The sequence below is a fragment of the Synechococcus sp. WC10meta genome, assembly GCF_047461475.1.
Window position 1 is genome coordinate 81772 of record NZ_JANSHF010000006.1, and the last position, 24691, is coordinate 106462.

Genomic DNA, 24691 nt, shown 5'->3' on the forward strand with positions numbered 1-24691 from the left:
CGCGGGCAAGCTAGAGTTTTCTTGGGCTCTGCCTGCTAGAGTTTTCCCAAGCTTGGAGATTGAGGGTGTGAGGGGTTTAGAAAAGATGGAGGGGGACACCCTTTCCCGGCTGGAAGTGGAAGAGGCGGACTGGGGCGGGGCGGCACTTACCCTAGTTCTGGGCCTAGCGCTCTCGGCCTTGGTGATGGGAAGCCGGCCCCAGGTGCTTCTTCCCTTTGGGCTGAGCGTGCTGGGATCGGCGGTGCTGGGATCCCTGCTTCTTCCGCTCTTGCGGCGCTGGAAGGCAGGGCAGGTCATCCGCGAGGAGGGACCCCAGTCCCACTACAAAAAAGCGGGCACGCCAACCATGGGCGGCCTTAGCTTTTTGCCAGTGGGGCTGCTGGTAGCCGGGAGCTGGAGCGACTGGGATCCCCAGTGGCTGGCGGTGGCCCTCCTGACCCTGGCCTACACCTTGGTTGGCTGGCTGGACGATTGGCTGGTCATCCGGCAGCGCTCCAACAAGGGGTTGCCCCCCCAATCGAAGCTTTTGCTCCAGGTGGGGATTGGCCTGGTTTTCTGTGGCTACCTGGCTTGGCAAGGGATCCCAACGGTTCTCACGCTTCCGGGAATAGGCTCCCTCTCCCTAGGCGGGCTGTTTTGGCCGCTGGCTTTGTTTGTGCTGGTGGGCACCAACAACGCCGTCAACCTTGCCGACGGCATGGACGGCCTGGCCGCAGGGGTGGTGGCCCTTGTCCTGGCAGGGCTGGGGCTGACGGCAGCGGATCCCGTTTTGGCGCTCGTGGCCTTTGCCTTGAGCGGCGCCTGTCTGGGCTTTCTGGTGCACAACCACCATCGGGCCCGCCTGTTTATGGGAGATACCGGCTCCCTAGGCCTGGGGGGCGCTCTGGCGGGGCTGGCGCTGCTGGGAGATCAGCTCTGGGCTCTGGCCTGGATGGGCGGGATATTGGTGGCGGAGGCGCTGTCGGTCATCCTACAGGTGGGCTACTTCCAATACACCAAACGCAAGACCGGCCAAGGCCAACGGCTGCTGCGCATGTCTCCTCTCCACCACCACCTGGAGTTGGGGGGCTGGTCGGAGGTGCAGGTGGTGGGGTGCTTCTACGGGCTAACAGCGCTATTGGTGGGGGTGGGCTGGCTCTGCTGGCAGGGGTCTGGAGGGTGAGCCTCTCTAGGGCTGCAAGATCATCGACCAGGAGCCGCTTGCCTCATCCCAAAAAGGCGCCAGCGACTCTCCCACCACATTTGGGCCCCAGTAGCGGCGGGTTCCATCTAGGGTAAAAGCCACCACAACATCGCCGGGGCCAATCTGCAGCGGCTCCTCCCCTAAGCTCAACAGCAAACCCTGGCTGCCTCCTTCGCCAGGGGCAAAATCCCAGTGAGCCGTTTCGGGGTTGGTCAGCCGACTGCTGCTGCGCAACAAGATCACTAAGCGAATGGGGTGGGGAGTGCGGTTGCCAACCCGAAAGGGGCCGGTGCGAACCGATTTCGAGGTTAGGACAGAGGTCCCCCCCTGCCTAGACGAACTGGGCGGGGATGTGGCAATTAGGGGAGCTGCAATCCCCCTAGGAACAGCCAGACTCCAAACCAGGGCAGCAGCCAAGCCCAAGGATCCCCGCCGTACGCTAGCCGGCAATGACCTGCCGGTCACTTGGGCAAAGGGCTTTGAGAGGGCGGGAATGGCCATCAGAATTCCTGCCAGCAGGAAGGCTAGGTGTCGGATGGAGAGCGCTACCTCCCCAACTGCTCTCGGGCGGCGTTGCCCTAGGGGGTAGCACGTCTATTCTCTTCATATTCTCTCGGAAAGCGAGAGGAAAAACAGCTCCCCTGCTAGGGATTGACCGCTCGACATTGCCATCCCTGCGGGCTGCGCTCATAGAGGGTTCGCCGTTGGGGGTAGATTGCATCCCCCCTGAGCTGCAGGTGATCCACCTCCGTTGGATCCAACAGCAGGAGGACAAAAGTGGGCGGCGGCGAAGATGCCTTTTCGGGGGTTAGCTCGGTAACAAAGGCCTCTGGTGGAGCAAGAGGACCTTTGGGTTCTGGCCAAAACCAGAGCAGCCGTCCTTCTTCTGGAATTTGTTGCCACAACTGTTGCCGCTGCTGCTGCGCTTGCGGATCCGGATGGCCAGCGGTGATGGCTTCCAGGGTGCCGGCGATGCGGAATTGCTCGCGCGTTTTGGCAAAGTACCAGCAGATCTGGGCCAGGGGACAGTGGGCAATCTGGTGGATCTTCTCGCTGCGGCTGTCCACCGCCAACTGGATGCGGTCGGTCTCGCCCAAGAACCCCCGGAAGACCACTGTGCGGTTGCGCGGCCGCCCGCAGGGATCCACCGTGGCCAACTGCAAATAGCGTGCAGCCGGGTCGCTGCGGTTGCGGTGCAAGGCCGCTTGGAGCTTTGCTCGCCAGGAGGGATCCCCGGCTGGGCTATCCTTCAACTTGTCCATAGAGGTTCGCAGATGCCCGCCAAGCAAGACTTAACCGCCAGGGGGGAGCCTACCCTTGCGGATCCCTGGACTGCCCTGGCCCGGCGTTGGGATCCAGCGCAGGGGGATGAAAGCGGTGCTCCAGCCAGCTCTCCGCTGCCCCCTCAAACCGCTCTGGCACCGGCTGTTTCATGGGCAGTTTCTGGAACACTAGACTGAGATACTCGCTGTACCACGGCGAGCGGACTTCCCGCACCTTGTACCACACCGAGCGTGACATCAACAGCGTCCGCTCCACCTCCTGGGCTCCCAGCTTAAGCAAGAACTCTTCCCGTTCCGGCTGGTAATCGGTGGAGGCCAACGCCAAAGCCTGCGGCGGATAGGCTTGGGTGAGCTGGGCCATCTTGGCCATGAGCTCTGGGTAGAGCCAGGTGTAGGCGGGGTGAACCGTAAGCTTGGCCACGTGCGGCTGCTGCCCCGTCCGATCCAGCTTGAGGTTGAAATAGCCGATGGCGGTTCTCCGCTCGGGCTCGTAGACACACATCTCCAGCCGTTCGGTTTGGCTGACGGCACACCTGGCCTGCTCCAGAAGCCACTCCAGGGGGCTAGTGCGGAAGTCGCCCACGTTGCGGTCGTACACCTGGCGCACCGTGGCCGGCATGGATCCCGTATCCAGTTGGTAGATGGCGTAGGCATCTCGGTTAGTCACCGGCACCAGGTTGGGCAGCTTGGGCTCGTGTTGGCTGAGGGCGGCCAGGATCTCGGGCGGGATCGACCAGTAGGTAATCTGGGCTAGGGGCTGGAAGCCATTGTGCCGGTAGAGGGCTATCGCCCCCTTGTTGTGGATGTTCACCTCCAGAATCCAGGTGCGGGCCTCGCGAAAGTGCTCCATGCAGTGTTTGAGCAACTTAGACCCAATTCCCTGACGCTGGGCCGAAGGCGCCACCGCAATGTGATCCACCCGCCAGGTGCTGCGGGAATGGTTAAAGGGAGAAACCTGAATAACTCCCTGGATTTTGCCCTCCAGCTCCGCCACATGCACGGTAAACATGTGCTGGAAGCGGCTGGGAAACAGGCTTAGGGCTCTTAGAAGCCCGTACCACTGGCGCAGCCTCCGCAGTTGGCGACGAATGTCTACCGAGCGACTGCCATACTCTTCTTCAAAAGCTTGCGCCAAAATCTCCTCCACCGCCTCCAGATCCCCCAGTTGGGCCGGGCGGAGAATCAGCTTGGGAGCCTCGCTGGGGGCTTCGGAATCTGGAGTAGGTTTTACCGTTGTCCTGTCCATGTTAAAGTTCCGGGGGGAACATTCAAAGCATAGCCCAGAATCCTCCTTCTTCTAGGGAGGTTGTTGCGGCCCCGAAAAAATTTTGTGTGGTCGCTTGGCCAGTTAGGCGCTGGCATCGAGCAACGCAAAGTTGCTGAAGCTAAAGCGCTTCTCAACAACACCAGCTTCCGTCTCGGTTTGAATGCGCCGCTCGGAGAGGATGTAGTACTTGCCCACTTTGGTGTAGAGGTCTTCAAATTGGCTGCGCCCACCCTTTTGCTCACCGGTCTTGGCGTCGTGGTAGACAGAGTCGTAGCGGTGGGAGAGGTAGCCTTCGCCGGTGTCGTGGCTGCTGAAGGTGTGAATGGTAACCACCACGCCGTGAATGTGCCGATGCACCATGGTAATTTGGTTGTCGCGCACGTGGTAGCGATCCCCCTCGGCTTTGCCTCCCACGAGGATCTCCACCGAGCCATCGGGCAGGATTTGGCCGTAGCGAAACGTGTTTTGGCCGTGGGCTTCGGCAAAGCTGCGGCGCACCCGGTGGACAGAAATCTCCCACATCTGCTCTTGGATGGCTTTCCGAGCTTCCTCATCTTCCACACCGGTTACCGTGGCTTTCAGGTCTGCCCCCAGGCGCACCTGACCCACAAACATGCGCTCTCCATCCCAGTAGGTGACCTCTGCGCTATAGCCCGGAAAGTCGGGATCCCAGGTGTAGCGATTTTCGTAGGCAGCCCGAAACAGTTCTTCGGCAGAAACGCGAGTTGCGGTCATCAGGGATCTCCTTCTTGCAAGAGATTCTCATCACTCTCCATTGTACCGCTCTCCCCTGTTGGGCTAAACCCAGCCGCCCGCGCTGGGAGCCTGCATTCAGGGAAGTGGCTGAGCGAATCCTCCTTTGCCACTATAGGGTAGAAGCAGGGCTGTAGGAACTTCTCTTCCTTCCTCACTCCCGGTTTGGGCCTGCTAGTTTAGCCGCTGCTGTGATCCCCAGGGTATTCTCTGAAGTGCCTACCCTTTCTTTTGTGTGAGGAGGAAGATTGAAAGATTTTGACAATCGCGGCAACAGAGCGTCCTCTCGCATTGACCCGGCGGGGCTCTTGGAGCCTGAGCTGTGGCCGACCCCCACAGGGATGGCAGCCTCGTCAGAGATAGCAGGGCCGGTTCTAAAAATTGTTGGCAAGCAGACCCTAAGCGGCCACGTTCCCATCGGGGGATCGAAAAACTCAGCTTTGGCTCTCATGGCCGGATCCCTCTTGGCCCCTGCCGCTTGTCGAATTCACAACGTGCCGCGCCTGCTGGACATCGAACGCATGGGGCAGATCCTGGCCACCCTGGGGGTTAAGGTGTCCCATGTCGGCAATACCCTTGACCTAGACGCCAGCTCCCTGAGGACTTGCCAGGCTCCCTATGAATTGGTCAGCCAGTTACGGGCCAGTTTCCTTATCATCGGACCGTTGGTGGCGCGGCTGGGAGTGGCCAGGGTGCCCCTACCGGGCGGCTGCGCCATTGGCTCGCGTCCCGTGGATCTGCATGTGCGGGGTTTGCAGGCGTTGGGGGCAACGGTTCAGATTGAGCACGGGGTGGTCCACGCCTATGCCCGTAAGCTGGTGGGAACCCGCATCTACCTCGACTATCCCAGCGTTGGTGCTACGGAAACTCTGATGATGGCTGCTACGCTGGCCGAAGGGGAAACGGTGATTGAAAATGCCGCCCAAGAGCCAGAGGTAGCGGACCTGGCCCGTTTTTGTCAGGCGATGGGAGCCCGCATCCGTGGCGTAGGCACCAATACCGTTGTGGTGGTGGGGGTGCCGCGTCTGCATGGCACAGAGTACACCGTCATTCCCGATCGCATCGAGGCCAGTACCTATCTCATCGCTGGAGCGATTACCCGCTCTGAGCTCACCGTGGGGCCGGTGATTCCGGATCACCTGCGGGCGGTGATTGCCAAGCTGCGGGACATGGGGCTGCGGGTGGAGGAAGAAGGCCCCAACCGTCTGCGCATTGCCCCGGCTCAACTCAGCTCAGGCTGGATTTGTCAGGCCACCGATATCCAAACCCTGCCCTACCCGGGTTTTCCCACCGATGTGCAGGCGCCAATCATGGCTTTGGCTGCTCTCAGCGAGGGCAGTTGCACCATCGAGGAGACAGTGTTTGAAAACCGAATGCACCACATCCCGGAGCTTAACCGCATGGGCGCGGACATTCGTCTCAAGAACCGGGTGGCCATCGTCCGGGGGGTGCCGTCTCTGTCAGGGGCGCCGGTGGTGGCTACGGACTTGCGGGCGGGGGCGGCCTTGGTGTTGGCTGGCCTGGCGGCCGAGGGCTGCTCCACCATCTACGGGCTCCACTACATCGACCGCGGCTACGAAGCCATCGACGAAAAGTTGCGCAATGTCGGGGCCAAGGTGTATCGCTGTAACAACCCGGCAGAAGACCCGACTACGGCCTAGAGTCAGCCAGGGATAACCCCTTCCCGGCTTCAGCGTTCCCTGAATGTAGGTGTCAAGCCATGTCCTACGTGTATGACTGTGTCATCGTCGGCGCTGGCCCTGCCGGCGGAGCTGCCGCCTACCACCTAGCCAAGCGCGGGCGCTCGGTGCTGGTCCTGGAAAAGGATCCCTTGCCCCGCTACAAGCCCTGCGGGGGCGGCGTCTCCCCCATGGTGGCGGCCTGGTTTGACTTTGACTTCAGCCCCGCCATCTCGCTGAAGATTCGGCAAATTCGCTACACCTGGCGGGGTGGGGATCCAGTGGTGGTCGAGTTGGATCTGAAAGAGCCAGTGTGGATGGTGCGACGGGAGGTTTTCGACGCCTACCTAATCCAGCAGGCCCAGAAGCAGGGGGCCACCCTCTGGGCTGGGTGTGCTGCCGCCGGCCTTGAGTGGCAAAGTGACCGCTGGCAGGTGATGACTCCTGCTGGCCCGGTCTGGGGCCGGTACGTGATTGGGGCTGATGGGGCCAAGGGGTCGATGGCGAAGTGGCTGGGCTTCCGCAGTCGCCAGTGCCGCCTGGCCGCTGCCCTAGAGGCGGAAGTAGCTGGCTTGGAACCGCAAACTGCCGCTGCTCACTTTGACTTCGGCAGTGTTAGCAATGGCTACATTTGGAACTTCCCCAAGGCGGACGGCTACTCGATTGGAGCTGGCACCTTTCGGGGTGGCCAGAAACAAAACCTGCGAGAAATAGCCAGCCAGTATGCCCACAACTTTGGCATCGACCTCAAGTCGGTTAAGTCCTTTGGCCATCCCCTCTGCCTTTGGGACGGGGATCAACCCCTGCACAGCCAAAATGCGCTCCTGGTGGGAGATGCCGCCTGTGTTGTCGACCCGTTTACCGCCGAAGGGATCCGTCCCTCCCTCCTCACTGGCATGCTGGCGGCGCAGGCCATCGACCAAGCCCTGGCAGGGGATCCCGAAGCCCTGGCCAACTACTCCGCCCGCGTCCAACAGGAGTGGGGCGCAGAGATGCGCTGGGCCAAGCGGATTGCGGCTCTGTTCTACCGCTTTCCCGGCGTGGGCTACCGAGTTGGCGTCAAGCGACCGGGAGCCACCCGGCGTATGGGCCAAATCCTAGCTGGCGAGCTGCGCTATAGCGATGTGGCCAGCGCCGCTATTCGCCAGTTGAGTGCTGGTCTCTTGGCCTAGACAGCTTGCTGGGAACTGCAGCCAGGATCGTCAAAGCGCCGGCTAATCAACAGACAGTTGCGGCCATCGGCCTGGCGAGTGTAGCTCAGGTGAGTGGAGAGGGCTTTCATCAGCAAAATGCCCCGTCCTCCCTCGGATTCGGCGTCGGGGAGAGGGTTGGCTGCTAGGTTTTGGGCAAAGCCCTCCAAGTCAAACTCCTGACCCTGATCCCAGATGCGTAGCTCTAGCCCCTGCGGTGTCAGCGTCAGCTGGATATCGATAGGCGTACTGGCGGGCAGGGCGCGATGGGCATGGCGGACGGCATTGGTAAACCCTTCCGCTAGAACTAACTGGCACTCCAACCAGATGGGATCTGGAATACCCGCGTTGCGAAAGGACTCAAACCAAGTCAAAACTTCACCTAGGGCATCCAAAGTCGTGTCAACCCTCAGCGCAAAGGCTCGTTTTTCCTCTGCCGGAATCTCTGCCTCACTCAAATTGCGCCCTACTCCGAAGTTCTCCCTCAGCAGGAATGACCCGATCAAATTCTAAACCAACCTGCTTCAGCCGCTTACCCCCCCTTTTAGGAGGCACTGAGGCTTGCTGTAGCCGCGCCTTCAACTTCCCAAGGGAATGAGAAGCTGCCCAGGAAGAAGCTAAGGGGAAGGGTCTGGGCAGTAGGGGTTAGGATCTGTGAAGATTTGGCCTGTTCTGGCTATGAGTCTCTCTACCTGGAAGCGCTGGTTGGACTCTTTTCTCATTGCCCTGGCCCTTCTGATGTTTGCCGGCTTTGTCTGGTTTGTTTTCTCGGTAACAGCAGCCTTCTTCGGGATTACCCTAGGCTACAAGCTCTGGCTGCGGCTGTGGCTACCTTTGTTTCAGCCGTTGCTGGGGATCCTGACAGCCGGCGCTTTGCTAAGCGGCGTGTGGAGTTGGCTCTCCCGCAATCGAGACCCTCAGCAGCCCTAAAGATCCGCCGGCGCCAAGAGGCCACGGACTGGCTCTATACTGAAAACGTATCTAAATGTTGAGCACCTGAGGCAGTCTGGCGTCGTGTTTGTCCTATCTGGCTACGAGTACCTGCTGGCTTTCCTCATTGTCTGCGCCCTGCTGCCAGTTTTGGCCCTAGGGGCCTCAGCCCGTTTGTCTCCCAAACGGCAGGGAGCCCTGCGAGTCAGCACCTATGAGTCGGGGATGGAGCCGTTTGGGCAGGCCTGGATTCAGTTCAACATCCGCTACTACATGTTCGCGCTTGCCTTCGTCATTTTCGATGTGGAGACTGTGTTCCTCTACCCTTGGGCAGTAGCTTTTCACCGCCTGGGGCTGCTGGCTTTTGTGGAGGCTTTGATTTTCATTGCCATCCTCGTGGTGGGTCTTGTCTACGCTTGGAGAAAAGGAGCGCTGGAATGGTCATGACCTCTAAGGAGCCGGAAGTTTTGTTTCCGGCCTCTCCTCCGCAAGTTACTACGGATCTTTCCAACAATGTTATTCTCACAACGGTAAACGACCTCTACAACTGGGCCAAGATGTCCAGCCTCTGGCCGCTGCTCTATGGCACCGCCTGCTGCTTTATCGAGTTTGCGGCGATGCTGGGATCCCGCTTTGACTTCGACCGCTTTGGCCTGTTGCCTCGGACTTCGCCGCGCACCGCTGATTTGCTCATCACAGCGGGAACGGTAACCATGAAGATGGCGCCGGCACTGGTTAAGCTCTACCAACAGATGCCCGAGCCCAAGTACGTCATTGCCATGGGAGCTTGCACCATCAGCGGCGGCATGTTCAGCTCTGATTCCTACACCGCTGTGCGAGGGGTGGATAAGCTCATCCCCGTGGACGTGTACATTCCCGGCTGCCCACCCCGCCCTGAGGCCATCATGGACGCCATTGTCAAGCTGCGCAAGAAGATTGCCGCTGAGGACATGCGGGAGCGGGGCCGTCTGCAGCAAACCCACCGCTACTACACCGTCAAGCACAACCTTAGACCTGTGCCCGAAGTCATCACTGGCAAGTACTTGGAGAGCGAAACCCGCCAGGCTCCGCCGCCGGAGCTAGCTGCCGCCATTGGCCTGCCCGTGCCGCCGGCCCTGCAGACTGCCGACTTCAAGCGGGTAGAGCAACAGCTCAAAGCCTTGCAAGGAGGGGCCTGAGATGACGGATCCCAAAACGCCGGAAAGTCCGCCTCCTGCCTCTGAGCCAGCCGAGTCGCTGGCAACGCGGGAGCGAGGTCCAGTTTCTCAGTTTCTTGCTGACAACGGCTTTGACCACCAGTATCTGGGCAGGGATGCGGCTGGAGTAGAGCTACTGGAGGTGGAGCGGGACTTTCTCCTGCCCGTATGCACCGCTCTCTACGCCTATGGCTTTAACTATCTTGCCTGCCAGTGCGGCTATGACCTAGGGGCAGGCCAGCCGTTGGTTAGCCTCTACCACTTGATTAAGCTGACGGACGGAGCGGATCGCCCGCCGGAGGTGCGCGTCCAGGTGAAACTGCCCCGCGACGATCCGCGGGTGCCCTCGGTGTACTGGATCTGGAAGTCGGCTGACTGGCAGGAGCGGGAGACCTACGACATGTACGGCATTATCTTTGAAGGTCACCCTAACCTAAAGCGGATCCTGATGCCAGAAGACTGGATTGGCTGGCCGCTGCGCAAGGACTATATTACGCCTGACTTTTATGAGTTGCAGGATGCCTACTAAAAGGGCTCCCTCAACCACCTGGCTGGCGTTTGCAGGATAAGCGAAAATGTGGCCGTTTTTGCTCTTGGCAATCTACGCAGGAGGGGTTTGGTACTCGCTCCGCAAGGCAGATCGCCTCTACTCGGGATCGGGAAAATGGCTGGTCTCAGCTCTCTGGCCAGTCCTGCTTTTCACAAACCGTCGGTTTCGCCAAAATTGGCGCCGCCCCTTGCAGAGATGAGTCTCCTAGCCTATAGGCACCTTGTTGCACCCCCAGACGGACCAACAACTTCGGGATCTCATCGCTAGCCGCATCCGCGCCCAAGGGCCAGTGACTTTTGCCCAGTTCATGGAGTGGGCCCTCTACGAGCCGGAGCTGGGCTACTACGAGCGGGGCTACCCCATTGGCCCTGACTACTTAACGGCTCCCCACCTGGCGCCCGACTTTGCTCACCTGTTAGCGGAGCAGATTCACCAGTTCTGGCAAGTTCTAGGCTCCCCTTCTGCTTTTGCGGTCGTTGAGATGGGGGCAGGCAGCGGTCGCCTGGCTGAAGATTGGTTAACCTACGTGCGCTCGGCTTACCCTGCGTTTTGGCAGGCTCTAGAGTACGGGATCCTGGAGCGCTCTGCCTCTTTGCGGCGGCTGCAGCGGGAGCGCTTGGCGGGCTTTGGGGAGAAGGTGCGCTGGCTGGCGTGGGACGAAATCCCGGAGGAATCGGTAACTGGCTGTTTTTTCTCCAATGAGCTGGTGGATGCCTTTCCGGTCCATCGGGTGCAGGTGCAGGGGGGGTCTTTGCGGGAAATCTACGTGGATTGGACAGAGGGAGGGTTTCAAGAGGTGCTGGGGGATCCCTCGACCCCCGCGCTAGAAGCGTACTTTGCCCGGCTGGGGATCCCAATTACCACCTACCCCTCTGGCTACCAAACCGAGGTCAACCTCAAGGCCCTCGAGTGGCTGCAGCTCCTGGCCCGTAAGCTGCGGCGGGGCTACGTGCTGACCATCGACTACGGCTATCCTGCCCAGCGCTACTACAGCCCCCAGCGCTCCCAGGGCACGCTCCTAGCTTACCGCCGACACGCCACCTCTGCGGATCCCTATAGTCGGGTGGGGTGCCAAGATCTCACGGCCCATGTGGACTTTACAACCCTGGAACAGGTGGGGGAATCCCTGGGACTCAAGCGACTGGGCTTCACGCAGCAAAGCTATTTTCTGGTAAACCTGGGGTTGGCGGAACGGCTGGCCGCCCTCAGCCAAACAAGCGATGGGGGCGTGGGCCAGGTGCTGCAGCGGCGCTTTGCGCTCCAAGCGCTGATCGATCCGCTGGGGCTAGGTAGCTTTGGGGTGCTGCTGCAGGCCAAGGGCTTGAGTGAGTTGGAATCTACCCAGCGGCTGCGGGGCTTTGCCGAGCCGGAGCTAATGCCTATGGGCGGGGCGGGCTTGAAAGTGAACCCTACGGCAGGGTTTGGTAGCGGCACTTACAGCAGTTCGAGAGATCCCTGGCTAAAATCCCGCGGCAGCTAGGCCGTAACTCCTGAGAGGTTCTCGGTGCGCTTGGAGCTGTTACAGGCTTTTCTAAACGTCGTCGAAAGTGGCAGCTTTTTGGCTGCAGCCCGCCGCAGTGGCCTAAGCCAGTCTACCATCAGCCGCCAAATTCAGGCCTTGGAGGAAGAGGTGGGCGCCCCGCTACTGCACCGCAAGAGCCCAGTGGCCCTGACGGTGGCGGGGGAACGGCTCCTACCCCATGCCCGGCGCATCTGTCAGGAGTGGCAGCAAGCCCAAGCCAGCATTCGGGAATGGCTGCAGGGCGGGCAAAGCGAGCTCTGCGTTGCCGGGATCCACTCCCTGACTGCCTATCGACTGCCGCCGGTGCTGCAGGAGTTCTGCCGAGAGTACCCGCAGGTGCAGTTGCGGGTTACAGCTCTAGGCAGCGACCGCGCCTTGAAGGTGCTCAAGGATGGGTTGGTGGATGTGGCTTTGGTGATGGAAAATCCCTGGCTAAGGCGGGGGGACGAACTGGTAGTGGAGCCCCTGTATTCCGAGCCCATCCAGGTGTTGATGGCCACCAGCCATCCCCTCAGCCGCTACGAGCGGATCCCTTGGCCGGTGTTGGCCGAGTACCCCCAGGTCGTGTTTAAAGATGGCTATGCCATGCGCACTTGCGTGGAGTCCCACCTGGCCCGCCAGGGGTTAACTCTCAAGGCAGCGCTGGAGCTGAACACGCTGGAGGCCTTTCGCGGTGTCGTTCGCCAGGGGCAGTTGATTGCTCTCCTGCCAGAATCGGCTCTAGTGGACTGTCACGCCGACCCAGGGTTGCAGGTGCGGCCCACCGACCCCCCCTTGTTGCAGCGACAGGTAGTGGCAGTAACCACCCGTGATCGCTATCAGATCCCGCCCATTCGCCGGTTTTTGCAGTTAGCAGCCCAGTTGCTCCGCCAGCCTGCTTCCGACGCCAAGGCAGATAGGGATGCCTCCTGGGTTTCTGCCAAGTTCGCTCGCCCTAGACTGCCAAAGCTATGAGCCACGAGTTTCGCGAGCTTTTGAAGAAAATCAGCAGCGGCACCCACACTCACGAGGATCTCACCCGCGGCGAAGCCGCCCAGGCCACTCGGCTGCTCCTTGCGGGCAAAGCCACCCCGGCCCAGATTGGGGCCTTTTTGATTGCCCACCGCATCAAGCGCCCCACCGCCGAAGAGCTGGCTGGTATGTTGGATGCCTATGCCGAGTACGGCCCTCGCCTTCCCCAACGAGATCTGCCCCATCCCTTGGTTATCTTTGGCCACCCCTACGACGGCCGCTCGCGAACAGCGCCGCTGGGGGTGTTAGTGGCTTTGGTATTGGCGGCAGCAGGAGCAGCTGTTTTGCTCCATGGTTCCGGCTGTTGCCCTCCCAAGTATGGTCTACCCTTGGAGGTGGTTTGGCGAGGCTTGGGGGTGGACTGGCGAGGATGGTCGCTGGAGCAGGTGGGCCGATGCCTGGAGCAAACTGGCTTGGGATTTTTGTACTTGCCAGACTGCTTCCCCCAAGCGCAAGCTCTGATGGAGTACCGGGATCAAATCGGCAAGCGCCCTCCCCTGGCTACGCTGGAGCTGGTCTGGGCACCCTATGAGGGCCCCTTCCACCTGGTGGCCGGCTATGTGCATCCGCCCACCGAGGCCACAATGCTGGAGTTGTTTGCCCTGCAAGGGATCCAAAACTTTACCACGGTCAAGGGACTAGAAGGCAGCAGCGACCTGCCGCGGGAGCGGACAGCTATCCTCAACCACCGCGGGGAACGGCTGCTGCTTAAAGCCCGCGACTATCACCTGGCCGGCCCGGAGATCCCGCTGGCGGAGGAGAAAGAGTTGCTGCGGCAGATGCACCAGCTCCTCAACGGGGATCCCTCCCCCCTTGCCCCAGCGGTACTCTGGAATGGCGGCAGCTACCTCTGGCTGCTGGGCTATGCTCAATCTCTCAGCGAGGGGATCCAGCAAGCAGAGGAATTGCTCCGCTCTGGCCGAGTGAGGGAAAAGCTGCAACAGCTCCAACACCTAGCTTGCCTGGCCCAGCCTTCCTAAAAAGCAATTGGCCCAGCTCTTGAGGAGGGCCTGACCGGCTAGGCCCAGAGCATCAGCCGCAGCTCATAGGGATCGGGCATATCGGGGTGAAAGGGCAATAGGCGGATGGCCAACCCCTGCAAGCCGCTGCTCTCGTAGCGAACTTGGCCACAAAAGATGGCGCGATCCCCCACTGTCTCCACGTAGCGCAAGGGGGTTGCCCGGCCGTTTTGGATCTGGCCCTTGTCGTCCACCGACCCCTGGTAGGCTTGAACAATCACATCCTGCGGCTGCAGGGATCCCAGCTGCACCTCCACCGTTACGGTGAGGGGTTCCCCGGCCATCACCACCTCCTGGACCTGAGTATCCCGGCCGGCAGAAGGCTTGCCAGTGGGCTGTCTTGGGTTTTCAATCCGGACGTCGAGAACCCGGAGGTTGTACCAGTTCTCCTGCAGATGGTTTCGCCAACGGGTAAACTGGCGGGCCGCCTGGAAGTTGTTGCGCCGCATGCGGTCAAAGGAGTTGCTCAACGGAATGTAGGCTCGCTCGGCATACTCCCGAACCATGCGCTGGGTGCTGAAGCGAGGGCAGTTGAGGCGGATTGCCTGCTTCATGCGCTGAATCCAGGCATGGGGCAGGCCGTCGCTGCCGCGTTGGTAGAAAAGAGGAGCTACTTCCTTTTCCAGGAGATCGTAGAGGGCGTTGGCCTCCACCTCGTCCTGGTAGGCGCGATCCTCAAACTCCTCGCCGCGGCCAATGGGCCAGCCAGTCTGGTAGTAATCTGCCTCATCCCACCAGCCGTCCAAGATGCTCAGGTGCAGTCCGCCGTTAGCCGCTGCCTTCATGCCGCTAGTACCGCTGGCCTCGCGGGGGCGCAGGGGGGTGTTCAGCCACACGTCCACCCCGGCCACCATTAAGCTAGCGATGTACATGTCATAGTCTTCGATAAACACCAGCCGCTGGCGGAACTCTGGCTGGCGCGACACCTGGACAATCTGGCGGATCAACTCCTTGCCCGCTGTATCGCGAGGGTGGGCCTTGCCGGCAAAGATAAACTGCATCGGGTACTGGGGATGGTTGATCAAGGCTTTGAGCCGCTCCAGGTTGTGGAGCAAGAGAGTGGCCCGCTTGTAGGTGGCAAAGCGGCGGGCAAACCCAATGGTAAGCACCTCTGGGTTGAGGGCTTCTGAGGCCCGTTGGATCTCAGCCGTCGAGGCTGCCCGCTTTTGCAGCTGCTCCACCAGGCGCTGGCGGGTGAAGTCAATGAGGCGAGCGCGGCTGTGCTCGTGCGCCCGCCACAGTTCCGCATCCGGGATCCGATCCACCTTCTGCCAGAGAGGATCCGAGGGAGGAGCCTCCGCCCAATCCGGCCCCAGGTAGCGGTCGTAGAGAGCTTGGTTTTCCTCCCCCACCCAGGTGCGGACATGCACGCCATTGGTGATGGAGGTAATCGGCACCTCCTCTTGCGGGATCCCAGGCCAGAGGGGGCCAAACATCTTGCGGGCGACCGCCCCATGGAGCTTGCTGACGCCGTTAACAAACGAGGCCATGTTGATGGCCAGCACCGCCATGCTGAAAGGGGACTGGAAGTCGCCTGGATTTTCTCGACCCAGGGCCAAAAAGTGCTCCCGACTTAGGCCCATCTGGCGGTAGTAGGAGCCCAGGTAGTAGTCGATTTTGTCTGGCGGGAACAGGTCGATCCCCGCAGGCACTGGCGTGTGGGTGGTAAACAGCTGGCTCGACTTAGCCACCTGCCAGGCCTCCTCAAAGCTCAGCCCTTGCTCCACCATCAACAGGCGGATCCGCTCCACTGCCAAAAAGGCAGAGTGCCCCTCGTTCATGTGGTAGACAGTGGGGTGGATCCCAAGGGCGCGCAGAGCCCGTACACCACCGATCCCCAGCATCATCTCCTGGTGGATGCGCACATCCTGGTCGCCCCCGTAGAGCTCATCGGTGATGTCCTGGTCGTACTGGCTGTTGGGCTCGATGTTGGTGTCGAGAAGGTATAGGGGCACTCGCCCCACCATGGCTTTCCAGATGCGGGCAAATACCTTGCGGTTGGGGTAGTCCACCTCAATGCGAATCTCGCGGCCCTCCGCGTCTCTTTGCAGCTCCAGCGGCATGTTAAAGAAATCGTTGATGGGGTAGCGCTCCTGCTGCCAGCCATCGGGGCTGAGGTACTGGCGGAAATACCCCTTCTGGTAGAGTAGGCCCACACCCACGAGCGGCAGGCCCAAGTCGCTGGCTGCCTTGAGGTGATCCCCGGCCAACACCCCCAAACCCCCTGAGTAAAGAGGCAGACAGTCGGCCAAGCCAAACTCCGCGGAAAAATAGGCGTAGCATTCCCCTTCCACCGCATGGGATAAGCGGTACCGACGGTACCACGTGTCTCGTTGGAGATAGCTATTTAGTTGCTGGCTAGCTCGCTCCAGTTGGGCTAAGAACCCCGGATCCTCTGCCAATTCATCCAGGCGTTCCTGCCGGATCTGGCCCAAAAGAGCCACAGGGTTGTGCCCGCAGGCATCCCACAGATCTGGATCCATGCGCCGGAACAGGGTGCGGGTTTCTACGTTCCAACTAAAATGCAGGTTGTAGGCCAAAAAGCGCAGGCTCTCCAAGGCAGGCGGCAGGTAAGGGATTACCCTAAACGTGCGTAACGGCTTCATATTTTGTTAGGACAAGTGCAGGTCGCCACTGCCAAGCTACCCTGACCTCGGCGGGAGAGCTTAGCTTTTTACAGCTTCTTTCGAGTTAAGGCCGGGCTCCTGCCTACAGGGAACTAAGGCATAGCCCATTCACCTATGGATCCCACTACACCCCTGGCCGACACCATTGCTGCCATTGCCACCGCCGTGGTGCCCGAGCAGGGCAGCATTGGCATTGTGCGCCTTTCCGGCTCGCGGGCTCTGTCCATTGCCCAGGCGATCTTTACTCCCGCCCGCCGCAATGCCACCTGGGAGAGCCATCGCCTTCTCTATGGCTGGATCCATGACGAGAAGGGCCACCCACTGGACGAAGCTCTGGCTGTGTGGATGCAGGCCCCCCGCTCCTACACCCGCGAGGATGTAGTGGAGTTCCATTGCCACGGCGGCATTATGGTGGTTCAGGCTACCCTGCAGCAGTGCCTGCGCCAGGGAGCCCGGCTAGCGCAGCCAGGGGAGTTTAGCCTGCGCGCTTTCCTAAACGGTCGCATCGATCTAACCCAGGCCGAAAGTGTGGCTGATCTGGTGGCAGCCCGCTCTCCGCAGGCAGCTCAAATGGCGCTGGCGGGTCTGCAGGGCAAACTGGGACAGTCTATCCGCGCCCTGCGCCAGGCGCTCCTGGGCTTATTGGCCGAGATCGAGGCGCGAATTGACTTTGAAGAGGATCTGCCCCCTCTGGATGTCCCGGCTTGGCAGGCCCGGCTGCAAGACATTCAGGCTCAGATGCAGGCCCTGCTGGCCACTGCCGAACGGGGGCAACTGCTGCGCACTGGGGTGAAAGTGGCCATTGTCGGGCGGCCCAATGTGGGCAAGTCCAGCCTGCTCAACGCCTGGTCAGGGCAGGATCGCGCTATTGTCACGGATCTACCTGGCACCACTCGGGATGTGGTGGAGTCCCAGTTGGTGGTGAGAGGGATCCCCGTCCAGCTCCTGGATACCGCCGGCATTCGCGCCACTGACGATCCGGTGGAGCGGCTGGGGGTGGAGCGCTCCCAACGGCTGGCCCAGACCGCCGATGTGCTGGTGCTGGTCATCGATGCTCAGGCGGGCTGGACGGAGGCTGATGCGGCTATCTATGCCTCCATCCGCCACCGCCCCCTGATTCTAGTGATCAACAAAACTGACCTCGCCTCCCCCAACGGCATTTCTCTCCCCCCCGAAATCACCTACCGTGTCCCTGCTGTTGCCGCCCAGGGCAAGGGGATCCCAGAGCTGGAAGAAGCCCTGGAGCAGCTTGTTACCCAGGGGCGACCCCAGCCCAACTTGGAGGTCAGCCTCAACCAGCGCCAGGCCGCCGCCCTCCGCCAGGCCCAAGCCAGCCTAGAACAAGTGGCCCAGGCCATGCGGGAACAGCTCCCCCTCGATTTCTGGACCATCGACCTGCGGGGGGCGCTGCACGCCCTTGGCCAGATCACCGGCGAGGAGATCTCCGAGGCAGTCTTGGATCAGATCTTTAGCCGCTTTTGCATTGGCAAGTAACCGCTTGCTAACTCATACTCATTCTGAGTTTGTGTTAGTATAGGCCCAGTTGGGAGCTGACAGACTGATGGCCCCAGCGGATTCCACAACAATTGGGAGGTTGGCTATGGTTAGCGCCGAAAAAACCCGTCTCTACCCCACTCAGCTCGACCTGCCGGCCGAGGCCCGCGCGCAACTGGTGGAGCTGCTCAACCAGTCTTTAGCGGACACCCTGGATTTGAAGACTCAGGTGAAGCAGGCCCACTGGAACGTCAAAGGCATGAACTTCATCGCCCTGCACGAGATGTTTGACACCTTTGCCAGCACCCTGGAAAACTACGTGGACATGCTGGCCGAACGGGTTACGGCCCTGGGGGGCATTGCCCGCGGCACGGCCCGCATTGTCGCCCAAACCTCGAGCTTGCCTGAATACGACCTGACGGCTGAAGACGGTCGGGCTCACCTGCAGGCTTTGGCGGCCCGCTACGGTCAGTATGCCGCTGCCGTTCGGCGCAACATTGACCGCGCCACCGAGCTGGGGGACGCCGACACTGCCGACCTGTTTACCGAGATCTCGCGGCAAATCGATAAAGATCTCTGGTTTATCGAGGCCCACCTGCAGGCTTAAAGAGCTAATTGTGGGGTAACAAAATGGTTGCCAGTGCTTCTCTCCTTTACTTGGCAGCTTTGGCAGGCATCCTGGGGGTGGTGGGTTTCTTTGTCTTGCGTGGGGTGCTACGCCTATGGGCGCAGGAAAAAGTCATTCGCGAGCTCCAGCCCCGCCTAAGCAAGGGCAAGGGATCCCCCCAGGAGCACTACGAGTTGGGCAGCGTCTACCTGCAAAAGGGTCTCTACGAGCAGGCCATCGTCCAGCTCAAAAAAGCCCTGGAAGTGGCTGGGGAAAACATTCCCCCGGTTTGCAACGCTCTTGGCTTTGCCTACTTTAGCCAGGGGCAATACGATCTGGCCATTCGCTACTACAAAGATGCGGTGGCGGCAGATCCGGCCTATGTAACTGCCTGGAATAACCTGGGCCATGCCTACGAGAAAAAAAATCTCTACGGCCCTGGCCTGGAAGCCTACGAGACCGTGTTGAAGCTGGATCCCCAAAATGCCATTGCCAAGCGCCGCGCCGAGTCCCTGCGCAAGCGTCTGCAGCCCAGCTCCCGCGGCTAATTGACAATTGCTGGCCTTAAAAGAAAGTGGAGGTTAGGGATCCGGTACCGTATTGCCGGGGCTGGTATCATGTTTTGGAAAACGCGAGAGACCGCTTCATGAATGCACAGTCGGTGGCACCGGTAGTTTTGGTCATTCTAGATGGCTGGGGTTATCGCGAGGCCGCGGAGGGCAACGCCGTGCTGGCTGCCCGAACCCCCGTCATGGATAGCCTATGGGCTACCTATCCCCATACCCTGCTGCAAGCTTCGGGGCGGGCCGTGGGTTTGCCAGAAGGGCAGATGGGCAACTCCGAGGTGGGCCACCTAACTCTGGGAGCAGGGCGGGTAGTGCCGCAGGAGTTGGTGCGCATTAGCGATGCCATTGAGACGGGATCCCTTTTTCAAGAGCCTCTTTTGGTGGAAGTTTGTCGTCAACTCAAGGGGCGGGGAGGCCGGTTTCATTTCATCGGGCTCTGCTCTGCAGGAGGGGTTCACTCCCACATTGACCACCTCTACGGCCTGCTGAAACTGGCAGCGCAGGTGGGGATCCCTGCCTACGTTCATGCCATTACCGATGGCCGCGATACTCCCCCTTGTGAAGGGGCAACAGTTCTGGCCGCCCTCCAAAAAGAGCTGCAATGGCTGGGCAACGGCGTCATCGCCACCCTGAGCGGCCGCTACTACGCCATGGATCGGGATCGCCGTTGGGAGCGCACCCAGAAGGCCTACGAGGTTATGACGGAAGATGGCCCTGGCTGTGGCCGCAGCGCTGCTGAGGTGATGGCAGACTTTTACGCCCAGGATATTACCGACGAGTTCATTCCCCCCACCCGTTTGGCGCCGGGAGCAGTAAGGCCGGGAGATGCAGTCATCTTCTTCAACTTCCGCCCGGATCGGGCCCGCCAGCTTACCCAAGCTTTCGTCTGCCCCGACTTTTCCGGTTTCCAGCGCTGCCTTATTCCGGACCTCACCTTCATCACCATGACACAGTACGATCCCACCTTGCCGGTGCAGGTGCTCTTTAAGCCGCAGAACCTGGATCACCTGGTAGGGCAGGTGGTAAGCGAGGCTGGCCTTAAGCAATTGCGCATTGCCGAAACGGAAAAATACGCCCACGTCACCTACTTCTTCAACGGCGGCCTCGAGCAGCCCTTCCCTGGGGAAGATCGCATCTTGGTTCAAAGCCCGCTGGTGGCCACCTACGACCAAGTGCCGGAGATGTCGGCGAGGAAAGTCACCGACAAGGCTATCGAAGCCATTGCCCGCGGCGAGTACAGCCTGGTGGTGCTGAACTACGCCAACCCTGACATGGTGGGCCACACCGGCAACTTTGAGGCCACGGTGCGGGCTCTGGAAACGGTAGACCACTGCCTAGGTCGCCTGCTGGCGGCAGTGGTAGACGTAGGGGGCACCACCCTCATCGTTGCGGATCACGGCAATGCCGAGCTGATGTGGGACGACCAGGGCAACCCCTGGACCGCTCACACCACCAACCCCGTGCCCTGCATTCTGGTGGAGGGCGAAAAGCGCAAGATCCCGGGCCGCGGTGGCGACGCCAGGCTGCGTTCCGGCGGCACCTTGGCTGATGTCGGACCCACCCTGCTCGAGATCTTGGGCTTGCCGCAGCCCCCTGAGATGACGGGGCAGTCCCTCCTGCAGCCGGCAGAATACACCCTCCTGCAGCGGCAGCCGGCGCCTGTGGGGCGCTAAAACCCGCCCTCCCCTACTCGGCTACTGGGATCCCTTCTTGGATTAGCCAAGCCCTCAACTCCTCCCAGCTGCGGTAGAGAGCTAAAACCTGGGAGTGCTCAGGGTGGTAAGGGGCTCTGAGGCGCTCTAACTGTAAGAAGCGAGCCTGAGGAGGGATCACCGGCACCTCTGGATCGGGGGGAGTGGGCCGGCGCAGGGAGCTGCTATAGCCGCGGTAGATTAGCACCAAATCCGTTTCCCCCTCGCTTTCCACCTCTACCCGCAGCACCTCCTGGGGGTGGGCTTGGCTGTAGCGCTCTAGAGCCAGCGGCCAGGGCAGGGCGCTCATGCTGCCAACTCCCTTTTCTCGGTAGGGGGCCGCAGCCGCCAGACGAAATAGACGCTGTAGAGTAGGTAAACTACCAAGCCCCAGGCCCCTAGGCTCCCGAGCAGCTCGGGGGATACATTGGGATGGAAGATCTCTCGAAAGCCCAGCGGCGGCTCAAACCAGGCTCGACACTGGAGCGACAAAGAAGCCTGGAAGGCGCAGGGCACAAAGGCTCCTGAAAAGAAGAACCCGACCCCCATATAGCCAGTCAGGATCCACCGCCAGAGCAAGAAAGCCCGCGCTGCCCAGCTTCTCGACTGCTCGAGGGCGGTGCTCCAATCCCGCCAGAACCAAAGGCTGAGCGGGATCAAAAGCCGTGCCATTGCCCCGCTCAAGAAACTGATGGGCAGGCCGCCAATCATGAGATATACGGTTACCGCCAACAGGCTAGACACCCGCCAGTAGGCAATCAGAAGCTGGATCAGGGGCCCCAGCCCCACCGCAAAAGCCCAAACCAAGAGAGCTAGCGGCACCACCACGGTCAGCGCCACAGCTAGGCTGTAGTCCGCCCAAATGGCTTTCAGCAGCCACTCCTGTGGGATCATCCTCTCCTTCTCTCCTTCCTGACCCTAGTATGCTGGGATCCGCAGCGAGATTCCCCAGGGTTACAGGATATTACAAGTTCCTAACTACCCCTCCCCAAGACTTTACGCCGCAGGCCTTTGGAAAGTTTTCCAATTCTTGACATTGCCCATCCAGGAAGGTGGTAGATTCTTAAAGGAACACCTCGTGGGCCAGCCGTCTTTCTGGAGGGCAGATGGGAGTTTCCTAGGGCCTTGGTTTGGCCTGGTGTGTTAAGTATTGTTACTCAGCCATGGTATTTTGGGTTAAGGCCGACCCCTAAGAGGTAGGAATCCCGCTTCCATGTCCCCTTCTTTCAGACTTCTCTCTCACAGTCCCAGCCGCTGGAAGGCAGCCCAGTGGAAGCCCAGGCCCTTGCCTCCCCTAGAGGACGTGCCCCTTTCTCAAAACGATGAGGAAGAGAGGGGTTGCCAAGCTTCGCTGCAGCCAGAGCCAACCTCTCGCGAGGGGACAGTGGGCAGAAGCTATGCGGCACTGCAGTTATGGCTGGCGCGAGTTACCCTTAGCGTGAGCCTGGCCATTGCCCTGGGGTTAGCTTTGGTTTACTCGCCAGGGGTTGCAGGCAACTACTTGCTAGGGGCAATGGTCGGCGTAGTCTATCTGCGCATGCTGGGCCGCAGCGTGGCAGAGCTGGGCAAAACTCGCAGCCGCTTAGGGGTGACGCGCCTAGCTCTGTTTGTTGGGCTGATGGTTTTGGCTGCGAAGGTAAAGTCCCTACAGATTTTGCCCATCTTCTTTGGGTTTATGACGTATAAGGTCACCCTGCTCATCTACCTCGTCCAGACGTTGAGCCGTTTATCTTCCTCTTCCTGATGCTTATGAGCCCGTCCTTCTCCTCGCCTTTTCTCCTAGCAGAGCTTGAGGTTGGCCATCACCTCTACTGGCACCTGGGCAAGTTTACGGTCCACGGCCAGGTTCTGATTACCAGTTGGATTGCCATTGCCCTAATTTTGACGGTGGTGCTGCTGGGCACTCGTCAACTGCAGCGGGAGCCCGCTGGCTTGCAGAACTTTGTTGAGTATGTTTTGGAATTTGTGCAAAGCATTGCCCGTGCCCAGATTGGCGAGAAAAACTTCCGGCCCTGGGTGCCCTATGTTGGCACCTTGTTTCTGTTTATTTTTGTCTCCAACTGGATGGGGAATCTTTTCCCCTGGAAGTTGATCCCCTTGCCGGAAGGGGAGCTGGCTTCTCCCACCAACGACATCAACACCACTGCCGGCTTGGCGCTGCTTACCAGTATCATGTATTTCGTGGCCGGCATCAGCAAGCGGGGGCTGTCCTACTTTAAAAAGTACATCGAGCCCACGCCGGTTCTGTTGCCCATCAACGTTCTAGAAGATTTCACCAAGCCCCTCTCCCTAAGCTTCCGTCTGTTTGGCAACATCTTGGCCGAGGAGCTGGTGATTGCGGTGTTGGTGTTGCTGGTGCCCTTGTTGATCCCGGTGCCGGTGATGATCCTGTTCCTGTTTACCGGAGCCATTCAGGCTTTAATCTTCGCAACCCTCTCGGCGGCTTACATTGGAGAGGCGCTGGAAGGCCATGGGGGTGGGGATCACCACGATTGAGCTGCCGAGGAGTCGGCGAGGGCTGGGGCGCTCAGCTCTCCCCACCTCTTCCGGGGGTTGTTGCCGGGGCTTGGTAAGGTTTGTTGGGGCCGAGGGCCTGTGCCCAGAGGTCGCCGACAAGGGGGCGATCGGCTCGGATACTCCAGCCAGATCACCTCAAACCAAAGGCGCTGTTGCAGTCGTGCCTACTTCTGTTCTGTAACGACGAGGAGAATCTCACGATGGCTATGGATTCGTTAACCTCTGCTGCCTCTGTTTTGTCTGCTGCTCTGGCTATTGGTTTGGGATCCCTGGGTCCAGGGCTGGGCCAAGGGAATGCTGCTGCTGCGGCCATGGAGGGGCTGGCCCGCCAGCCAGAGGCGGAAGATAAGATCCGCGGCAGCCTGTTGATCAGCCTGGCCTTCATGGAAGCTCTGACCATCTACGGCTTGGTGGTGGCGCTGGTGCTTTTGTTTGCTAACCCCTTCGCCTCCTAGTGCTGTCGTCTTGGGGGCAGTCTGGACAGTCCCTGCCGGCTTGCCCCCTAGTCTTGCTTCAGCTCAGAATCCCGTTTTTGTCCCTGAGGCCCCATGCTCTCCTCAGCCCTTTTGGCCGTCGAGGCCGCCGAGAAAAATGGTCTCTTCGACTTGGATGCCACCCTGCCCATCATCGCCATTCAATTTCTGTTGTTGGTAGCTGTGCTTAACTCTCTCTTCTACGAGCCGGTTACTCGGGTTATTGACAGCCGCAACGACTACATCCGCTCCACCCAGGCGGAAGCCCAGGAGCGGTTGGAGAAGGCAACGGCCCTGGCCCAAGAGTACGAGGCGGAGATTAGCCGAGCTCGCCTACAGGCGCAGGCCGTGATTGCCGAGGCGGAAGCGGCTGCTGCTCGCATCCGTTTAGAGAAGCTGGCGGCAGCTCAGGCAGAGATCCAAGCCAAGCTGGAAGCGGCGCGGCGGCAGGTTGAGCAGGAAAAGCAAGCAGCCCTTGAACAGCTGCAGCAGCAAGTGGAGGCCATCGCCGCCCAGATTACCGAGAAGTTGCTAGGTAGCGTCCGTTGAGTGGCTGGTTAAACGTTCCTTGGGGAGTAGCTTGTGATGCTGGGGTTTAGCTGGATGCCCGCTTGGCTTTTGGCCGTGGCTGAGCCAGGGATCCTCGAGGCGGTTCTAGAAAGCAACCTCATCAACATCGCCATTATCCTAACTTTGCTGTACCTCTTGGGTCGCCGAGTGGTGGGGGAAGCGCTGGCCAAGCGGCGGGAAAGCATCCTCGAAGAGCTGCGGCAGGCGGAGCAGCGCAAGCAGGAAGCCCTCGAGAGGCTGGCGGAGGAACAGCAAAAGCTGGCACAGGCCCAGCAGGAAGCAGAGCGCATTCGCCGTCAGGCGGAAGCTAGCGCAGAGGCCCGCCGTCAGGAGCTGTTGCAGCAGGTGGAGCAGGAGATCGAACGGCTGCGCGCCAAAGCGGCAAGGGATCTTGCCGCCGAGCAGGAGCAAATTCTCCAAGAGCTGCGCCGCCAAATTGTTCGCCAAGCGCTGCGCAAGGTGGAACAGGAGCTGCCGCAACACCTCAATGAGCAGATTCACCATCGCCTCATTGAGCAAGGGATCCAGATGCTTGCCCGCTAGGTGAGTTCAGGAGAAACGGA

At 60.4% G+C, this 24691-nt stretch carries 27 protein-coding genes; 19 read left to right on the plus strand and 8 right to left on the minus strand.

The genetic code is table 11. The annotated features are described in order from the left end of the window. Positions 1–85 precede the first annotated feature (85 nt). On the plus strand, positions 86–1162 hold the full coding sequence (mraY, locus tag NW804_RS04660; protein ID WP_414422975.1) for a phospho-N-acetylmuramoyl-pentapeptide-transferase: 1077 nt from the start codon (positions 86–88) through the stop codon (positions 1160–1162). Between the two features lie 6 nt (positions 1163–1168). Here the strand turns inward: mraY and NW804_RS04665 are convergent, their stop codons facing one another. From NW804_RS04665 to NW804_RS04680, 4 genes are all read right to left on the minus strand, one after another. Next, a complete protein-coding gene (locus tag NW804_RS04665) occupies positions 1169–1684 on the minus strand; it encodes a hypothetical protein (protein WP_414421244.1) in 516 nt (171 codons plus the stop codon). A 143-nt stretch (positions 1685–1827) separates the two neighbouring features. Beyond that, positions 1828–2445: an Npun_F5749 family FMN-dependent PPOX-type flavoprotein gene (locus NW804_RS04670; protein ID WP_414421243.1), complete on the minus strand. Its 618-nt coding sequence runs from the start codon at positions 2443–2445 to the stop codon at positions 1828–1830. Between the two features lie 49 nt (positions 2446–2494). Then, a complete protein-coding gene (locus NW804_RS04675; RefSeq protein ID WP_414422976.1) occupies positions 2495–3712 on the minus strand; it encodes a GNAT family N-acetyltransferase in 1218 nt (405 codons plus the stop codon). 102 nt (positions 3713–3814) lie between these two features. Continuing rightward, complete coding sequence (locus tag NW804_RS04680; RefSeq protein WP_414395733.1) at positions 3815–4468, minus strand: DUF3386 domain-containing protein; 654 nt, start codon at positions 4466–4468, stop codon at positions 3815–3817. A gap of 359 nt (positions 4469–4827) precedes the next feature. On the opposite strand from NW804_RS04680, the gene murA reads away from it, so the two are divergent. Further along, the gene (gene murA, locus NW804_RS04685) at positions 4828–6147 is read left to right on the plus strand and encodes a UDP-N-acetylglucosamine 1-carboxyvinyltransferase (RefSeq protein ID WP_414395920.1); all 1320 of its coding nucleotides are present in this window, start codon (positions 4828–4830) and stop codon (positions 6145–6147) included. Between the two features lie 59 nt (positions 6148–6206). Further along, positions 6207–7337, plus strand: coding sequence for a geranylgeranyl reductase family protein (locus tag NW804_RS04690; protein ID WP_414422977.1), 1131 nt, complete (start codon positions 6207–6209; stop codon positions 7335–7337). On the opposite strand, the gene NW804_RS04695 is transcribed toward NW804_RS04690, so the two are convergent. Continuing rightward, positions 7334–7813 (minus strand): ATP-binding protein, encoded by a 480-nt coding sequence (locus tag NW804_RS04695; protein ID WP_414422978.1) that lies wholly within the window; start codon positions 7811–7813, stop codon positions 7334–7336. The genes NW804_RS04690 and NW804_RS04695 overlap by 4 nt on opposite strands. A gap of 196 nt (positions 7814–8009) precedes the next feature. Between NW804_RS04695 and NW804_RS04700 the strand changes: the two genes are divergently transcribed. The 7 genes from NW804_RS04700 (at position 8010) to NW804_RS04730 (ending at position 13544) form a co-directional block, all read left to right on the plus strand. Further along, on the plus strand, positions 8010–8285 hold the full coding sequence (locus NW804_RS04700; RefSeq protein ID WP_414422979.1) for a hypothetical protein: 276 nt from the start codon (positions 8010–8012) through the stop codon (positions 8283–8285). Positions 8286–8369: 84 nt separating this feature from the next. Further along, positions 8370–8732 (plus strand): photosynthetic/respiratory NAD(P)H-quinone oxidoreductase subunit C, encoded by a 363-nt coding sequence (ndhC, locus tag NW804_RS04705; protein ID WP_414405908.1) that lies wholly within the window; start codon positions 8370–8372, stop codon positions 8730–8732. Then, positions 8723–9463, plus strand: a complete 741-nt coding sequence (locus NW804_RS04710) for an NADH dehydrogenase subunit K (RefSeq protein ID WP_414395725.1) — start codon at positions 8723–8725, stop codon at positions 9461–9463. The genes ndhC and NW804_RS04710 overlap by 10 nt, the downstream gene beginning before the upstream one ends. A gap of 1 nt (position 9464) precedes the next feature. After that, positions 9465–10010, plus strand: coding sequence for an NAD(P)H-quinone oxidoreductase subunit J (locus tag NW804_RS04715; RefSeq protein ID WP_414395724.1), 546 nt, complete (start codon positions 9465–9467; stop codon positions 10008–10010). Between the two features lie 244 nt (positions 10011–10254). Then, positions 10255–11511, plus strand: a complete 1257-nt coding sequence (locus tag NW804_RS04720) for a class I SAM-dependent methyltransferase (RefSeq protein WP_414422980.1) — start codon at positions 10255–10257, stop codon at positions 11509–11511. A 24-nt stretch (positions 11512–11535) separates the two neighbouring features. Beyond that, positions 11536–12507: a LysR family transcriptional regulator gene (locus NW804_RS04725; protein ID WP_414421237.1), complete on the plus strand. Its 972-nt coding sequence runs from the start codon at positions 11536–11538 to the stop codon at positions 12505–12507. Beyond that, entirely contained in the window at positions 12504–13544 is a 1041-nt protein-coding gene (locus NW804_RS04730; RefSeq protein ID WP_414422981.1) for an anthranilate phosphoribosyltransferase family protein, read from the plus strand. Before NW804_RS04725 ends, NW804_RS04730 begins: the two co-directional genes overlap by 4 nt. A gap of 38 nt (positions 13545–13582) precedes the next feature. Here the strand turns inward: NW804_RS04730 and glgP are convergent, their stop codons facing one another. Continuing rightward, positions 13583–16189, minus strand: coding sequence for an alpha-glucan family phosphorylase (glgP, locus tag NW804_RS04735; RefSeq protein ID WP_414422982.1), 2607 nt, complete (start codon positions 16187–16189; stop codon positions 13583–13585). A gap of 135 nt (positions 16190–16324) precedes the next feature. Here glgP and mnmE point away from each other — a divergent pair, with 135 nt between their 5' ends. The 4 genes from mnmE (at position 16325) to gpmI (ending at position 20550) form a co-directional block, all read left to right on the plus strand. After that, a complete protein-coding gene (mnmE, locus tag NW804_RS04740) occupies positions 16325–17704 on the plus strand; it encodes a tRNA uridine-5-carboxymethylaminomethyl(34) synthesis GTPase MnmE (RefSeq protein WP_414405913.1) in 1380 nt (459 codons plus the stop codon). A gap of 106 nt (positions 17705–17810) precedes the next feature. Further along, positions 17811–18311, plus strand: a complete 501-nt coding sequence (dps, locus tag NW804_RS04745) for a DNA starvation/stationary phase protection protein Dps (RefSeq protein ID WP_414395712.1) — start codon at positions 17811–17813, stop codon at positions 18309–18311. A gap of 23 nt (positions 18312–18334) precedes the next feature. Beyond that, on the plus strand, positions 18335–18859 hold the full coding sequence (locus tag NW804_RS04750) for a tetratricopeptide repeat protein (RefSeq protein WP_414395710.1): 525 nt from the start codon (positions 18335–18337) through the stop codon (positions 18857–18859). A gap of 98 nt (positions 18860–18957) precedes the next feature. Continuing rightward, a complete protein-coding gene (gpmI, locus tag NW804_RS04755) occupies positions 18958–20550 on the plus strand; it encodes a 2,3-bisphosphoglycerate-independent phosphoglycerate mutase (protein ID WP_414410380.1) in 1593 nt (530 codons plus the stop codon). 13 nt (positions 20551–20563) lie between these two features. On the opposite strand, the gene NW804_RS04760 is transcribed toward gpmI, so the two are convergent. Together NW804_RS04760 and NW804_RS04765 are read right to left on the minus strand one after the other, a co-directional pair. After that, positions 20564–20878, minus strand: coding sequence for a hypothetical protein (locus NW804_RS04760; protein ID WP_414395706.1), 315 nt, complete (start codon positions 20876–20878; stop codon positions 20564–20566). Further along, positions 20875–21462, minus strand: a complete 588-nt coding sequence (locus NW804_RS04765) for a DUF3177 family protein (RefSeq protein ID WP_414410378.1) — start codon at positions 21460–21462, stop codon at positions 20875–20877. The genes NW804_RS04760 and NW804_RS04765 overlap by 4 nt, the downstream gene beginning before the upstream one ends. A 319-nt stretch (positions 21463–21781) precedes the next feature. On the opposite strand from NW804_RS04765, the gene NW804_RS04770 reads away from it, so the two are divergent. The 5 genes from NW804_RS04770 (at position 21782) to NW804_RS04790 (ending at position 24671) form a co-directional block, all read left to right on the plus strand. Further along, positions 21782–22312 (plus strand): hypothetical protein, encoded by a 531-nt coding sequence (locus NW804_RS04770; RefSeq protein ID WP_414422983.1) that lies wholly within the window; start codon positions 21782–21784, stop codon positions 22310–22312. Between the two features lie 5 nt (positions 22313–22317). Beyond that, positions 22318–23064, plus strand: coding sequence for a F0F1 ATP synthase subunit A (gene atpB, locus NW804_RS04775; RefSeq protein ID WP_414395700.1), 747 nt, complete (start codon positions 22318–22320; stop codon positions 23062–23064). 227 nt (positions 23065–23291) lie between these two features. Continuing rightward, positions 23292–23540 carry an ATP synthase F0 subunit C gene (gene atpE / locus NW804_RS04780; protein WP_414395918.1) on the plus strand — a complete coding sequence of 83 codons (249 nt, stop codon included), beginning with the start codon at positions 23292–23294 and terminating at the stop codon, positions 23538–23540. 93 nt (positions 23541–23633) lie between these two features. After that, complete coding sequence (locus NW804_RS04785; protein WP_414405918.1) at positions 23634–24107, plus strand: F0F1 ATP synthase subunit B'; 474 nt, start codon at positions 23634–23636, stop codon at positions 24105–24107. A gap of 36 nt (positions 24108–24143) precedes the next feature. Further along, positions 24144–24671, plus strand: coding sequence for a F0F1 ATP synthase subunit B (locus tag NW804_RS04790; RefSeq protein WP_414421233.1), 528 nt, complete (start codon positions 24144–24146; stop codon positions 24669–24671). Positions 24672–24691: the final 20 nt, after the last annotated feature.

Coding starts and splice junctions, on each gene's coding strand:
- NW804_RS04675 (WP_414422976.1), bottom strand. CDS start 3,712: ATGGACAGGACAACGGTAAAACCTACTCCAGATTCCGAAGCCCCCAGC.
- mraY (WP_414422975.1), top strand. CDS start 86: ATGGAGGGGGACACCCTTTCCCGGCTGGAAGTGGAAGAGGCGGACTGG.
- NW804_RS04765 (WP_414410378.1), bottom strand. CDS start 21,462: ATGATCCCACAGGAGTGGCTGCTGAAAGCCATTTGGGCGGACTACAGC.
- murA (WP_414395920.1), top strand. CDS start 4,828: ATGGCAGCCTCGTCAGAGATAGCAGGGCCGGTTCTAAAAATTGTTGGC.
- NW804_RS04770 (WP_414422983.1), top strand. CDS start 21,782: ATGTCCCCTTCTTTCAGACTTCTCTCTCACAGTCCCAGCCGCTGGAAG.
- atpE (WP_414395918.1), top strand. CDS start 23,292: ATGGATTCGTTAACCTCTGCTGCCTCTGTTTTGTCTGCTGCTCTGGCT.
- NW804_RS04710 (WP_414395725.1), top strand. CDS start 8,723: ATGGTCATGACCTCTAAGGAGCCGGAAGTTTTGTTTCCGGCCTCTCCT.
- NW804_RS04790 (WP_414421233.1), top strand. CDS start 24,144: ATGCTGGGGTTTAGCTGGATGCCCGCTTGGCTTTTGGCCGTGGCTGAG.
- gpmI (WP_414410380.1), top strand. CDS start 18,958: ATGAATGCACAGTCGGTGGCACCGGTAGTTTTGGTCATTCTAGATGGC.
- glgP (WP_414422982.1), bottom strand. CDS start 16,189: ATGAAGCCGTTACGCACGTTTAGGGTAATCCCTTACCTGCCGCCTGCC.
- mnmE (WP_414405913.1), top strand. CDS start 16,325: ATGGATCCCACTACACCCCTGGCCGACACCATTGCTGCCATTGCCACC.
- NW804_RS04690 (WP_414422977.1), top strand. CDS start 6,207: ATGTCCTACGTGTATGACTGTGTCATCGTCGGCGCTGGCCCTGCCGGC.
- NW804_RS04750 (WP_414395710.1), top strand. CDS start 18,335: ATGGTTGCCAGTGCTTCTCTCCTTTACTTGGCAGCTTTGGCAGGCATC.
- NW804_RS04665 (WP_414421244.1), bottom strand. CDS start 1,684: ATGGCCATTCCCGCCCTCTCAAAGCCCTTTGCCCAAGTGACCGGCAGG.
- dps (WP_414395712.1), top strand. CDS start 17,811: ATGGTTAGCGCCGAAAAAACCCGTCTCTACCCCACTCAGCTCGACCTG.
- NW804_RS04680 (WP_414395733.1), bottom strand. CDS start 4,468: ATGACCGCAACTCGCGTTTCTGCCGAAGAACTGTTTCGGGCTGCCTAC.
- NW804_RS04785 (WP_414405918.1), top strand. CDS start 23,634: ATGCTCTCCTCAGCCCTTTTGGCCGTCGAGGCCGCCGAGAAAAATGGT.
- NW804_RS04760 (WP_414395706.1), bottom strand. CDS start 20,878: ATGAGCGCCCTGCCCTGGCCGCTGGCTCTAGAGCGCTACAGCCAAGCC.
- NW804_RS04730 (WP_414422981.1), top strand. CDS start 12,504: ATGAGCCACGAGTTTCGCGAGCTTTTGAAGAAAATCAGCAGCGGCACC.
- atpB (WP_414395700.1), top strand. CDS start 22,318: ATGAGCCCGTCCTTCTCCTCGCCTTTTCTCCTAGCAGAGCTTGAGGTT.
- NW804_RS04715 (WP_414395724.1), top strand. CDS start 9,465: ATGACGGATCCCAAAACGCCGGAAAGTCCGCCTCCTGCCTCTGAGCCA.
- NW804_RS04670 (WP_414421243.1), bottom strand. CDS start 2,445: ATGGACAAGTTGAAGGATAGCCCAGCCGGGGATCCCTCCTGGCGAGCA.